Below are 11,866 nucleotides of genomic sequence, written 5' to 3'. Positions count from 1 at the left end.
GGCCGCTGGGCAGGACCGTTGGCGCCAGGGATGGCGCCATCGAGCACCATGGAAGGGCTCTTGCGTGTCCAGGCCAGGGTGGCCCGCCTCCTCAAGCGCAGGAACAGGGAGGCGCCACTGCGACCAACCGCCCGAAGCCACAAACCTCGAAAAACAGAAAAGCCCGCACGAAGGCGGGCTTTTTCGGTTCCTGCTGCTGCGACTGGTGCTCCCTAGGGGACTCGAACCCCTGTTTTAGCCTTGAGAGGGCCACGTCCTAACCACTAGACGAAGGGAGCATAAAATTGTCGCTGCCGAGGCAGGAGCGCTAGTATATGCACCTCGATGCCATTGGGCAATCCCGAAACTTCAACCGGAAGCGCCAACATCAATTCCTCTGCTCCATCACCGTTCAGCCTGCGCGTCATCCCGCGCGACCAGCACACGATCTCCCGCAAGGACATCAGCCCGAACGCTCTGCGCGTGCTGTACCGCCTGCGCGATTCCGGCTTCGGCGCCTACCTTGTCGGCGGCGCCGTGCGCGATCTGCTGGTCAATGGCCGCCCCAAGGATTTCGACGTGGCCACCGACGCCACGCCCGAACAGGTCAAGCAGCTGTTCCGCAACTGCCGCCTGATCGGCCGCCGTTTCCGCCTGGCCCACGTGGTCTTCGGCCGCGAGATCATCGAAGTCGCCACCTTCCGCGCCAACAGCGATGACGGCAGCGGCGACCGTGAAATGGAAAACGGCATGCTCGTGCGCGACAACGTGTACGGCACCATCGAAGACGACGCCCTCCGCCGCGACTTCACCTGCAATGCCCTGTACTACGCCATCGAGGATTTCTCGGTGCGCGATTACACCGGCGGCTTCGAAGACGTGCAGGCGCGCCTGATGAAGCTCATCGGCGATCCGGTGCAGCGCTACCAGGAAGACCCGGTGCGCATGCTGCGTGCGGTGCGCCTGGCGGCCAAGCTCGGCTTCCAGATCGAAGAGGGCACCGCCGCGCCGATCCCGCACCTGGCCAATCTGCTCAACGAGGCCGCCCCGGCGCGTCTGTTCGAGGAAGTGCTGAAGCTGTTCCTGTCCGGGCACGGCGTCGCCAGCTTCGAAGGCCTGGAACGTTACGGCCTGTTCGACGTGCTGTTCCCCGAGAGCGCCAAGGCCCTCAAGTCCAACCGTACCGGCGCGCTGCGCCGCATGCTGGTGGAAGGCCTGGCCAATACCGATGCGCGCGTGGCCAACGACGAGCCGGTGTCGCCGGCATTCCTGTTTGCGCTGCTGCTGTGGCCGGCGTACTGCCGCGCCCAGGCCAGCCTGCTCAAGCAGGGCGTGGCGCCGGAAGAGGCGCAGCGTCGCGCCGCCGACCGGGTCACCGTGCAGCAGCTGAGCACCATCGCCCTGCCGCGCCGCTTCTCGCTGCCGATGCAGGAAATCTGGCTGCTGCAGTCGCGCTTCAGCTCGCGCCAGCGCAAGCGCGTGTTCCGCACGCTCACCCATCCGCGTTTCCGCGCCGCGTTCGACTTCCTGGCCCTGCGCCAGGTCGCCTCGGCCGAGCACGAAGCCGACGTGGCGTTCTGGCGCGAAGCGCAGGCGCAGTCCGGGCATGAGCTGGAATCCTCGCTGGATGCCATCCACACCGATGGCGGGGACGAAGAGGGTGGGGCAACGCGCAAGCGTCGCCGCCGTCGTCGTCGCACCGGTGCTGCCGCCGGCGGCGCCGCCGAGTAAGCCATGAGCCTTGCCTGGATCGGCCTGGGGGCCAACCTGGGTGACGCGGTCACCACCGTCCGCACGGCCATCGCCGCGCTGGATGGCCTGCCCGGCACGCAGCTGCGGCAGGCCTCCCGCCTGTACGCCACGCCGGCCTGGGGCAACGAAGACCAGCCGCCGTTCGTCAACGCGGTCGCCGCGGTTGAGACCACCCTGGCTGCCGGCGATCTGTTGCAGGCGATGCTCGCGCTGGAACAGCAGTTCGGCCGCGTGCGCGACCCCGCCGTGCACTGGGGCCCGCGCGCGCTCGACCTGGACCTGCTGCTGTACGGCGAGCAGGTGTTGGATGAGCCCGGCCTGCAGGTACCGCATCCCTACCTGCACGAACGCGCCTTCGTGCTGGTGCCGTTGGCCGAGATCGCGCCGGATCTGGCCATTCCCGGGCATGGACGCGTGCAGGATGCAGTGGTGCGGGTCGATGCCTGCGGGATCGCGCCGATAGGGTGATAATGACCGGGTTATCTCCCCCGGTTATCAGCACATGAGCACCCACGCAGACAGCAAGCCCTGGACCGTTCCCGCACTGGCCGAAGCCAAGCGTAATGGCCAGAAGCTGGTCATGTTGACCGCTTACGACGCCAGCTTTGCCCGTACGTTCGACGCCAATGGCGTGGACCTGATCCTGATCGGCGATTCGCTGGGCATGGTCGTGCAGGGCCATGATTCAACCCTGCCGGTGACCGTTGCCGACATGGTCTATCACACCCGTGCGGTGTCCCGCGTGCTGCAGCGTGCGCTGCTGGTGGCCGACCTGCCGTTCGGCGCCGACGCCACCCCCGAGCGCGCGCTGGAGGCTTCGCTGCAGCTGCTGCAGGCCGGCGCCGAGATGGTCAAGATCGAAGGTGCCGGCTTCAAGGTCGACATCGTGCGCTATCTGGTCGAGCGCGAGATTCCGGTCTGCTCGCACCTGGGCCTGACCCCGCAGTCGGTGCTGCGCCTGGGCGGCTTCAAGATCCAGGGCCGTGGCGATGCCGCGCGCCAGCTGGTGGAAGATGCCAAGGCCGTAGCCGCCGCCGGTGCCGCGCTGATCGTGCTCGAATGCGTGCCGACCCCGGTGGCTGCCGAAGTGACCGCTGCCGTTGGCGTGCCGACCATCGGCATCGGTGCCGGCCCGCAGTGCGATGGCCAGGTGCTGGTGATGCACGATTTCATCGGCCTGGACAGCGGCCACCGCCGTCCGAAGTTCGTCAAGGACTTCCTGGCCGAAGGCGGTTCGGTGGCCGGTGCCACCCGCGCCTATGCCGACGCTGTGCGCGACGGCAGCTTCCCCGACGAACAGCACGCCTACGCCCAATGATCCAGACCTTCAACGAGCTCGGCGCACTGCGCGAGCAGATCGCACAGTGGAAGCAGCAGGGCCTGCGCGTGGCGCTGGTGCCGACCATGGGCAACCTGCACGGTGGCCACCATTCGCTGGTGACGCTGGCGCGGCAGTACGCCGACAAGGTCGTGGCAAGCATCTTCGTCAATCCGACCCAGTTCGGGCCGAATGAGGACTTCAGCCGCTACCCGCGTACGCCCGAGGCCGACGTGGCCGGGCTGGAGCAGGTCGGCTGCGATGCGGTGTGGCTGCCCAGCGTCGAGGCGATGTACCCGCTGGGCGTGGACAGGACCACGCAGATGCACGCCCCGGGCGTGAGCGAAGTGCTGGAGGGCGCCAGCCGCCCCGGTCACTTCGATGGCGTCTGCACGGTGGTCGCGCGCCTGTTCCTGCAGGTGCAGCCGGACGTGGCCGTGTTCGGCCGCAAGGACTACCAGCAGCTGGCCGTGATCAAGCAGATGGTGGCCGAGCTGTCGTTCCCGATCCAGATCGTCGGTGCCGAGATCGTGCGTGACGACGATGGCCTGGCCAAGAGCTCGCGCAACCAGTACCTGGACGCCAGCCAGCGCCCGCTGGCCACCACCATCCACCGCACCCTGCTGGGCATGCGCGAGGGCTATGTGGCCGGGCAGACGCGTGCGCAGATCGAGGCCGGTGCCACCGCCGCGCTGCAGGCTGCCGGCTTCCAAGTCGACTACGCGGTGCTGCGCACCCCCGAGCTGGCCGAGCCGACCTTCGACGGCGGCGGCCGGGTGGCGCTGATCGCCGCCCGCCTCGGCAGCACCCGGTTGATCGACAACCTGGAGTTCTGAGTTCCGGCGGCGCAGGTGATGCATGGGGTCAGCTCCCTTTTCTTGGGGAAAAGGGATCTGACCCCGGTTTCACCGCGTACCTGAACGGGTTGCCGGCCGTGATGCCCCGCGCTGCGCGGGTGCTAGAATCCCCGCTTTCCTTTGCGTTGTGCCGTGCCATGCATCTGTCCCTGCTGAAGACCAAGATCCACCGCGCCACCGTTACCCATTCCGAGCTGAACTACGAAGGCTCGATCGCCATCGACGACAACCTGCTGGCTGCCACGGGCATCCGCGAGTTCGAGCAGGTGCACATCTGGGACGTGACCAACGGTGCGCGCTTCTCGACCTACGCCATCCGTGCCGAAGCCGGCAGCGGCGTGGTGTCGCTCAACGGTGGCGCTGCACGCCATGTGCAGGTCGGTGACATCATCATCATCGCTGCGTTTGCCAGCATGACCGAGCAGGAAGCCGACAGCTTCAAGCCGAAGCTGGTGTACGTGGACGGCAACAACCAGATTACCCACACCAACGACACGATCCCGACCCAGGCCGCATGACAACGAACAACGGATTCGACTCGCTCCACTCCCACGCCCAGCGCCTGAAGGGCGCAAGCATCCCCAGCCTCCTCGCCGCCGAACCCGGCCGCGTGCAGGACCTGGCGCTGCGGGTCGGTCCGTTGTACGTCAATTTCGCCCGGCAGAAATACGATGCCGCGGCGCTGCAGGCGTTGCTGGCACTCGCCGCCGACCGTGATGTCGGCGGTGCCATCACCCGTCTGTTCCGTGGCGAGCAGGTCAACCTGACCGAAGGTCGCGCCGCGCTGCACACCGCGCTGCGTGGCGACCGGGTCGATGCGCCGGTGGCGGCCGAGGCCTATGCCACCGCGCGCGAAATCCGCCAGCGCATGGGCGTGCTGGTGCGCGCGCTGGAAGACAGCGGCGTGACCGACGTGGTCAGCGTCGGCATCGGCGGTTCCGACCTGGGCCCGCGCCTGGTCGCCGATGCGCTGCGCCCGGTCAGCGGTGCGCGCCTGCGCGTGCATTTCGTGTCGAACGTGGACGGCGCCGCCATGCAGCGCACGCTGGCCACGCTGGATCCGGCCAAGACCGCCGGCATCCTCATTTCCAAGACCTTCGGTACCCAGGAAACCCTGCTCAACGGGCAGATCCTGCACGACTGGCTGGGTGGCAGCGAGCGCCTGTACGCGGTCAGCGCCAACCCCGAGCGTGCGGCCAAGGCCTTCGCCATCGCCGCCGATCGTGTGCTGCCGATGTGGGACTGGGTGGGTGGCCGTTATTCGCTGTGGTCGGCGGTCGGTTTCCCGATCGCGCTGGCCATCGGCTTCGAGCGTTTCGAACAGCTGCTGGACGGTGCCGCGCAGATGGATGCGCACGCGCTGGACGCGCCGCTGGAGCGCAACCTGCCGGTGCTGCACGGCCTCACCGACATCTGGAACCGCAACGTGCTGGGCCATGCCACGCACGCGGTGATGACCTATGACCAGCGCCTGGCGCTGCTGCCGGCCTACCTGCAGCAGCTGGTGATGGAAAGCCTGGGCAAGCGCGTGCAGCGCGACGGCCAGCCTGTCACCACCGACACCGTGCCGGTGTGGTGGGGCGGGGCGGGTACCGATGTGCAGCACAGCTTCTTCCAGGCGTTGCACCAGGGTACCAGCATCATCCCGGCCGACTTCATCGGCTGCGTGCACAACGATGATCCGTACACGGTCAACCACCAGGCGCTGCTGGCCAACCTGCTGGCGCAGACCGAGGCGCTGGCCAACGGCCAGGGCAGCGATGACCCGCACCGCGATTACCCGGGCGGCCGCCCGAGCACGCTGATCCTGCTGGACGCGCTGACCCCGCAGGCGCTGGGCGCGCTGATCGCCATGTACGAACACGCCGTGTACGTGCAGTCGGTCATCTGGAACATCAACGCCTTCGACCAGTTCGGTGTCGAGCTGGGCAAGCAGCTGGCCAGTGGCCTGCTGCCGGCGCTGCAGGGCGAGGATGTGGCGATTGCCGATCCGATGACCCGCGAGATCCTGGCGCAGCTGAAGCGCTGAGGTACGGCCGCCGGGCCATGCCCGGCGAACGCAAGGTCCGCCCGGTAGTGTCGGGCCACGCCCGGCGGATTCGCCGCGTCAGCGGCTCGGGTCGCGTTCCGGGCTCGGCCGCTTGGCCAGCTTGCGCTGCAGCGAGCGCCGGTGCATGCCGAGCAGGCGTGCGGCGGCCGACACATTGCCGCCGGTCTCATGCATCGCCTGCTGGATGTGTTCCCACTGCAGGCGGCTGATCGGCGTCATCGCGTCGGGCACTTCCATTTCGCCGTCGTCGGCCGGCCCGTCGTCTTCCTCGCCCAGCGCACGCAGGATCATCGGCACCGTCGCCGGCTTCGGCAGGTAGTCATCCGCACCCAGCTTGATCGCCTCCACTGCGGTGGCGATGCTGGCGTAGCCGGTCACCAGCAGGATCCGCATGTCCGCGCGCAGGGCACGCAGCGGCTGGATCAACGCCAGCCCGGAATCGCTGCCCAGCTTCAGGTCGATCAGCGCGAACGCCGGCGGATGCTGGCGGGCCAGGGCCAGCGCGCTGGCGGCATCCTGTGCGGTCTGCGTCTCCAGCCCCTTGCGGGCCAGGCTGCGCTGCAGCGTGCGCAGGTACAGTTCGTCGTCGTCGACCAGCAGGCCGAGGGTTGAGGCACTCATGGGGTTTCCTCGTGGGGAGCCAGCGGCAGGCGGAAGCCGACGCGGCTGCCGGCGCCTTGCGCCGGGCGCATCCACATCTCGCCCTGCAGGCGTTCGATGGTGGCGTGGGACAGGGCCAAGCCGACGCCCATGCCCTCACTCTTGCTGCTGCCGAACAGCTTGCCCGGCAGCACCGCGGCGCGCGCGTTGAAGCCATGGCCGTAGTCGCGCACTTCGCCGATCAGATCCTCGCCGTCGATCCGCAGCTCCAGGTCCACGCGCGGTCGCCCGGCCTGTTCGCCGGCATCGGCGGCGTTGTTCAGCAGCACCATCAGAAGGTGGCCAACGCCGGGGTCCAGCGGCAGCCGCAGCGGTGCATCGTCATTGCGGTGCAGGTCGATGGTCGGGCGCACCAGACGCCACTGTTCCAGCACCTGCTGGGCGCTGGAATGGCTGCGGCCGGGGCCGTCGGTGGAGGCCGGTGCAGCCAGCGCCAGCACGCGCTCACGGCATTGCACCAGCAGCTCGCGCAGGGTTTCCATGTCCTCGCGCACTTCCGGTTCTTCGCTGCGCTCGGCCACATCGTCGGCGAGCAGGGTCATGGTCGCCAACGGGGTGTTCAGTTCGTGCGCCACCGAGGCGGCGTGGGTGGCCAGGGCGACGATGCCTTCGTTGCGGGCGAAACGCTCGCGCAGCGCCGACAGTTCCAGTTCGCGCACGCGCAGGGCCATCGCCAGGCGGGTGGAGAAGGTCAGTACTACCGCGGCCGACAGCAGGAAATTGGCGACCACGCCCCAACGGTTGAGATCGAGTGCGCGGAAGTAGCCGCTCGGCAGCGGTTGCCCGAACAGGCCGCTGGCGGCGTAGCCGAGCAGGCAGGCGGTGGCCACCGCCAACGCCCAGCGCAGGGGCAGGGCGAAGGCGGCCAGCGCGATCAGGATCAGGAACAGCGAGCCGAAGGGGTTGGCGATGCCGCCACTCCAGCCGACCATCCAGGTCAGGATGATCACATCGACCAGGATGTGACCGAACGCGGTCAGCGGCGCGGTGTCGTCGGGCTCCGGGCGCAGCTGCGTATACAGGTTGAACACGGCCAGCACGGCCACGCCCGCCCACAGCGGCAGCTGCGGCAGCGGCAGGCCAAGGACCCAGGTGGCGACCAGGATCGTCGTGGCCTGGCCGGCCACGGCCAGCCAGCGCAGGCTGCACAGGGTGCGTAGGAAGGGGGCGTCGGGACCGGTCATGCCCGACCATCGTATGCGTTCACCGGGCAACCTGCCTGCGACAATCGGCCGCAGACGTGCCGAAGGCTGAATGGGAATCGCCCGGAAGGCAGGGCCGGGCGGTAGAATGCGCCCATGCACGACGCCGTCACCCGCCCGACCCAACCCTCCGATGCCACCGCCTGGTCCCGTCGCCAGACCCATGCCGTCCAGATCGGCGGGGTCACCGTAGGTGGCGGCAAGCCCGTGGTGGTGCAGTCGATGACCAACACCGACACCTCCGACGTCGCCTCCAGCGTGAAGCAGGTGGCCGAGCTGTGGCGGGCTGGTTCGGAAATGGTGCGCCTGACCGTCAATACCGTGGAAGCGGCCGCGGCCATTCCGCGCATCGTCGACAAGCTGGCGATGATGGGCATCGACGTGCCGCTGATCGGTGACTTCCACTACAACGGCCACCAGCTGCTGACGGCCGAGCCGGCCTGTGCCGAAGCGCTGGCCAAGTACCGCATCAACCCGGGCAACGTCGGCTTTGGCAAGAAGAAGGACCTGCAGTTCGCCCAGCTGATCGAGTTCGCCATCCGTTACAACAAGCCGGTGCGCATCGGTGCCAACTGGGGTTCGCTGGACCAGGCCCTGGCGGCGAAGCTGATGGACGAGAACAACCATCGCGAACAGCCCTGGGACGCCGGCCGCGTGCTGCGCGAGGCGCTGATCCGTTCGGCGCTGGATTCGGCCGAGCAGGCGGTGGAGATCGGCCTGCCGCGCGATCGCATCATCCTTTCGGCCAAGGTCAGCGGCGTTCAGGAACTGATCGCGGTGTACCGCGACCTGGCCCAGCGTTCGGATTTCGCCCTGCACCTGGGCCTGACCGAAGCCGGCATCGGCAGCAAGGGCATCGTCGCTTCGGCGGCGGCGCTGAGCGTGCTGCTGCAGGAAGGTATTGGTGACACCATCCGCATTTCGCTGACGCCCGAGCCGGGCCAGTCGCGTACGCAGGAAGTGATCGTCGCCCAGGAACTGCTGCAGACCACCGGGCAGCGCGCCTTCACCCCGCTGGTCACCGCCTGCCCGGGCTGCGGCCGCACCACCTCCGAGTTCTTCCAGGAACTGGCCAAGGTCGTGCAGAACCACGTGCGCGAGAAGATGCCGGTCTGGAAGGTGCAGCACCCCGGTGCGGAGAACATGACCCTGGCGGTGATGGGCTGCATCGTCAACGGCCCGGGTGAGTCGCGCCACGCCAACATCGGCATTTCCCTGCCGGGCACCGGCGAAACCCCGGCCGCGCCGGTGTTCGTCGACGGCGAGAAGAAGGTGACCCTGCGTGGCGACAACATCGCCCAGGAATTCGTTGCCCTGATCGACGATTACGTCGAACAGAAGTATGTCCGGATCGCCGGGTAAGCCGGCGATCCTGGCCGCGCCGGAACCGGCGTCCGGCTTCCGACACTGGATGGGGCGCAATACGTGGCGCCTGGTGCTGCTGTTTGCCGGCGTGCTGCTGCCGCTGGCCGGCTTCGTTGCCCTGGCCGATGAAGTGCACGAGTTCGAGTCGTTCCATTTCGACGCCCCACTGCTGTGGCAGATGCACGGGCTGCACTCGCCATCGCTGGACCGTTGCTTCGTGCTGCTGTCGAAACTGGGCTACGAATGGTTCCTGATCCCGGCGGACGTGCTGATCGTCGGCGCCCTGCTGTGGCGGCGGCGCTGGCGCGAGGCGACCTTCGTGGCCGTGTGCTTCGTCGGCTCGGCGCTGCTGAACATGGGCAGCAAGCAGTTCTTCCAGCGCGACCGCCCCAGCCTGTGGGAATCGATTGCGCCGGAATCGACGTTCAGCTTCCCCAGCGGCCACGCGATGGGCACCATGACCCTGGCCGCGACCCTGGTGCTGCTGGCGTGGAACACCCGCTGGCGCTGGCTGGTACTGGTGCTGGCGCCGCTGTTCAGCCTGCTGGTCAGCCTCTCGCGGGTCTACCTCGGGGTGCATTACCCCTCCGATATCCTCGCCGGTTGGTGTGCGGCGCTGGTTTGGGTGGTAGGGTGCTATCTGGTCATGTTCAGTCGCCGGCAACCTTGGCGACACCGCGGTTCGCCGCCAGCAGCGGCCAGCGAAGCGATCGCAACAGGGGAGTGACGTGGATGCCCCTTCGGGGACGTCCATGCAGCAGCAGGTTGTTTCGTTGTAACGGGTTCTGTGGGACAGGGGGCAACATCGATGTGCGAAGAATGTGATGCGCAAGGCAGAACGCCGTTTTTGCGCAGTCGTCGTGCTTGCGATGTCCGGATGCCCTGCCTAGCGTGGCCCGCAATGGCCGCATTCGAAGAGGTACGTGAATGACGATTCGAGTCTACCTGGTGGACGACCACGCACTGGTCCGCACCGGTATGAAGATGATCCTGTCGAGTGAAACCGACATCGAGGTGGTGGGCGAAGCCGAGACCGGCGAAGACGGCCTGCGCGAGATCCGCCAGCTGCTGCCGGACGTGGTCCTGTGCGACCTGCACCTGCCGGGCGTCAGCGGCATGGAGGTGACCGAGCGCATCGTCCGTGGCCACCGCGCCACGCGCGTGGTGATCGTGTCCGTGCTGGAAGACGGCCCGCTGCCGAAGCGACTGCTGGAGGCGGGTGCCGCCGGCTACATCGGCAAGGGCTGCGATGCGCAGGAGCTGCTGCGTGCGGTGCGTGACGTCGCGGCCGGGCGCCGCTACCTGGGCACCAGCATCGCGCAGAACCTGGCGCTGTCCACGGTGGAAGGCAATGCCTCGCCGTTCGATACGCTGTCGCCGCGCGAGCTGGAAGTGGCGCTGCTGCTGACCCAGGGCCTGCGCCAGGAAGACATCGCGCGGCGCTTGAGCCTGAGTGCGAAGACGGTGAACACGCACAAGGCGAGGTTGTTCGAGAAGATGGGGATCAGCGACAACATTGCGTTGGCGCGCATGGCCAGCCAGTACGGGCTGGTGGATCCGGCACGGCCGCTGTAACGGGGTTCGGCCAACGGCGAAGCCCCTCGCGGTGGTGGTGCGGTTGGATTTCTGGGGTTGGCCGGGCGGATGGGCTGTGCAGGGGACGCTGCAAGTACGTCCCTGCAAGCTCGGTCGCCGCATCCATGCGGCTCACACTCGCGCGAACCCAACCTGCCCGACCTTGGACAGTTTCCTGTGGCATCCGCCGCGGAACGAAGCAAGGAAGAGCAGTAGAGCCGAGCCCATGCTCGGCTGCTTTCCGGTCCGCTGGCGCGGAGCCGAGCGTGGGCTCGGCTCTACACCTGTGCTGGGCTCAGTGGCCGCGGACGCGCTTGATGATCTTCGCGGCGTCGGCGGCGCTGGCGCGCACCTTGTCCCATTCGCCGTCGGCGATCCAGTTGCCCGGCACCATCCACGAGCCACCGATGCAGACCACGTTCTTCTGCTCGAGGTACTCGGCGGCGGTGTTTTCGGTGATGCCACCGGTCGGGCACAGCTTCAGGTCGGCCACCGGGCCGGCCAGGCCCTTGATCATCGCCAGGCCGCCCACGGCCGTGGCCGGGAACAGCTTGCACACGCGGAAGCCGCGCGCGTAGAGCGACAGCAGCTCGGTCGGCGTGGCCGCACCCGGCACCACCGGCAGCGGTGCCGCCGCCAGCGCATCGGCCAGCACCGGCGGCGTACCCGGCGTCACCAGGAAATCCGCGCCCGCATCGATCGACTGCTGCATCTGCTCGACGGTCAGCACCGTGCCCGCACCCACCACCACATCGGGCAGTTCGCGCTTGAGCATCGCCAGCGCATCCATCGCCACCGGCGTCCGCAGCGTCAGCTCGATCGCCGGCAATCCCCCTTCCAGCAACGCCGCACTGACCGCACGCGCCTGGTCCAGCGTATGAATCGTCACCACCGGCAGGATGCCCGCCGCATGCAGCAGTTCTGCCGCCTTCACCTGGTGTTGTTCGATATCCATGCTTTTGCCCTTGCTCTCGTCTTTGCTTTCAATGATCACTTCGCGGCGCGGAGGCGCCAGCAGACTGTCCGGCGGCGGCGGGTAGCCCCCACCAGGACCGCAGGCGCCATGGATGGCGCCTACGAGCCCCCATGGATGGGTTCACGGCGTGTC

General features: G+C 67.9%; 12 protein-coding genes and 1 tRNA gene. 9 read left to right on the top strand and 4 right to left on the bottom strand.

Annotated features, from left to right (window positions below):
- Window positions 1-203: 203 nt before the first annotated feature.
- Window positions 204-278: transfer RNA gene (locus tag DCO49_RS17325), tRNA-Glu, on the bottom strand.
- A 52-nt stretch (window positions 279-330) separates the two neighbouring features.
- Between DCO49_RS17325 and pcnB the strand changes: the two genes are divergently transcribed.
- From pcnB to pgi, 6 genes are all read left to right on the top strand, one after another.
- Window positions 331-1,710: a polynucleotide adenylyltransferase PcnB gene (gene pcnB / locus DCO49_RS17320; protein ID WP_116865053.1), complete on the top strand. Its 1,380-nt coding sequence runs from the start codon at window positions 331-333 to the stop codon at window positions 1,708-1,710.
- Window positions 1,711-1,713: 3 nt separating this feature from the next.
- On the top strand, window positions 1,714-2,199 hold the full coding sequence (gene folK / locus DCO49_RS17315) for a 2-amino-4-hydroxy-6-hydroxymethyldihydropteridine diphosphokinase (RefSeq protein ID WP_116865052.1): 486 nt from the start codon (window positions 1,714-1,716) through the stop codon (window positions 2,197-2,199).
- Between the two features lie 34 nt (window positions 2,200-2,233).
- Window positions 2,234-3,049 (top strand): 3-methyl-2-oxobutanoate hydroxymethyltransferase, encoded by an 816-nt coding sequence (panB, locus tag DCO49_RS17310; protein ID WP_116865051.1) that lies wholly within the window; start codon window positions 2,234-2,236, stop codon window positions 3,047-3,049.
- Window positions 3,046-3,885 (top strand): pantoate--beta-alanine ligase, encoded by an 840-nt coding sequence (panC, locus tag DCO49_RS17305; protein WP_116865050.1) that lies wholly within the window; start codon window positions 3,046-3,048, stop codon window positions 3,883-3,885. Before panB ends, panC begins: the two co-directional genes overlap by 4 nt.
- Before the next feature lie 158 nt (window positions 3,886-4,043).
- Window positions 4,044-4,424, top strand: coding sequence for an aspartate 1-decarboxylase (gene panD / locus DCO49_RS17300; RefSeq protein ID WP_006432456.1), 381 nt, complete (start codon window positions 4,044-4,046; stop codon window positions 4,422-4,424).
- The gene (pgi, locus tag DCO49_RS17295) at window positions 4,421-5,935 is read left to right on the top strand and encodes a glucose-6-phosphate isomerase (RefSeq protein WP_116865049.1); all 1,515 of its coding nucleotides are present in this window, start codon (window positions 4,421-4,423) and stop codon (window positions 5,933-5,935) included. The genes panD and pgi overlap by 4 nt, the downstream gene beginning before the upstream one ends.
- Before the next feature lie 78 nt (window positions 5,936-6,013).
- Here the strand turns inward: pgi and DCO49_RS17290 are convergent, their stop codons facing one another.
- Window positions 6,014-6,577, bottom strand: coding sequence for a response regulator transcription factor (locus DCO49_RS17290; RefSeq protein WP_005409063.1), 564 nt, complete (start codon window positions 6,575-6,577; stop codon window positions 6,014-6,016).
- The gene (locus tag DCO49_RS17285) at window positions 6,574-7,800 is read right to left on the bottom strand and encodes an ATP-binding protein (protein WP_116865048.1); all 1,227 of its coding nucleotides are present in this window, start codon (window positions 7,798-7,800) and stop codon (window positions 6,574-6,576) included. Before DCO49_RS17285 ends, DCO49_RS17290 begins: the two co-directional genes overlap by 4 nt.
- A gap of 114 nt (window positions 7,801-7,914) precedes the next feature.
- Between DCO49_RS17285 and ispG the strand changes: the two genes are divergently transcribed.
- The 3 genes from ispG (at window position 7,915) to DCO49_RS17270 (ending at window position 10,758) form a co-directional block, all read left to right on the top strand.
- A complete protein-coding gene (gene ispG / locus DCO49_RS17280; RefSeq protein WP_108768513.1) occupies window positions 7,915-9,180 on the top strand; it encodes a flavodoxin-dependent (E)-4-hydroxy-3-methylbut-2-enyl-diphosphate synthase in 1,266 nt (421 codons plus the stop codon).
- Window positions 9,161-9,910, top strand: coding sequence for a phosphatase PAP2 family protein (locus tag DCO49_RS17275; RefSeq protein WP_116865047.1), 750 nt, complete (start codon window positions 9,161-9,163; stop codon window positions 9,908-9,910). Before ispG ends, DCO49_RS17275 begins: the two co-directional genes overlap by 20 nt.
- A gap of 200 nt (window positions 9,911-10,110) precedes the next feature.
- Window positions 10,111-10,758 (top strand): response regulator, encoded by a 648-nt coding sequence (locus DCO49_RS17270; RefSeq protein ID WP_116865046.1) that lies wholly within the window; start codon window positions 10,111-10,113, stop codon window positions 10,756-10,758.
- A gap of 295 nt (window positions 10,759-11,053) precedes the next feature.
- Here the strand turns inward: DCO49_RS17270 and eda are convergent, their stop codons facing one another.
- Window positions 11,054-11,713: a bifunctional 4-hydroxy-2-oxoglutarate aldolase/2-dehydro-3-deoxy-phosphogluconate aldolase gene (gene eda, locus DCO49_RS17265; protein WP_116865045.1), complete on the bottom strand. Its 660-nt coding sequence runs from the start codon at window positions 11,711-11,713 to the stop codon at window positions 11,054-11,056.
- Window positions 11,714-11,866: the final 153 nt, after the last annotated feature.

Source organism: Stenotrophomonas sp. SPM, assembly GCF_003105135.1.
Lineage (GTDB): Bacteria > Pseudomonadota > Gammaproteobacteria > Xanthomonadales > Xanthomonadaceae > Stenotrophomonas.
This window is presented reverse-complemented; position numbering and strand designations above follow the sequence as displayed.

Coding starts and splice junctions, on each gene's coding strand:
- folK (WP_116865052.1), top strand. CDS start 1,714: ATGAGCCTTGCCTGGATCGGCCTGGGGGCCAACCTGGGTGACGCGGTC.
- panB (WP_116865051.1), top strand. CDS start 2,234: ATGAGCACCCACGCAGACAGCAAGCCCTGGACCGTTCCCGCACTGGCC.
- panC (WP_116865050.1), top strand. CDS start 3,046: ATGATCCAGACCTTCAACGAGCTCGGCGCACTGCGCGAGCAGATCGCA.
- panD (WP_006432456.1), top strand. CDS start 4,044: ATGCATCTGTCCCTGCTGAAGACCAAGATCCACCGCGCCACCGTTACC.
- pgi (WP_116865049.1), top strand. CDS start 4,421: ATGACAACGAACAACGGATTCGACTCGCTCCACTCCCACGCCCAGCGC.
- DCO49_RS17290 (WP_005409063.1), bottom strand. CDS start 6,577: ATGAGTGCCTCAACCCTCGGCCTGCTGGTCGACGACGACGAACTGTAC.
- DCO49_RS17285 (WP_116865048.1), bottom strand. CDS start 7,800: ATGACCGGTCCCGACGCCCCCTTCCTACGCACCCTGTGCAGCCTGCGC.
- ispG (WP_108768513.1), top strand. CDS start 7,915: ATGCACGACGCCGTCACCCGCCCGACCCAACCCTCCGATGCCACCGCC.
- DCO49_RS17275 (WP_116865047.1), top strand. CDS start 9,161: ATGTCCGGATCGCCGGGTAAGCCGGCGATCCTGGCCGCGCCGGAACCG.
- DCO49_RS17270 (WP_116865046.1), top strand. CDS start 10,111: ATGACGATTCGAGTCTACCTGGTGGACGACCACGCACTGGTCCGCACC.
- eda (WP_116865045.1), bottom strand. CDS start 11,713: ATGGATATCGAACAACACCAGGTGAAGGCGGCAGAACTGCTGCATGCG.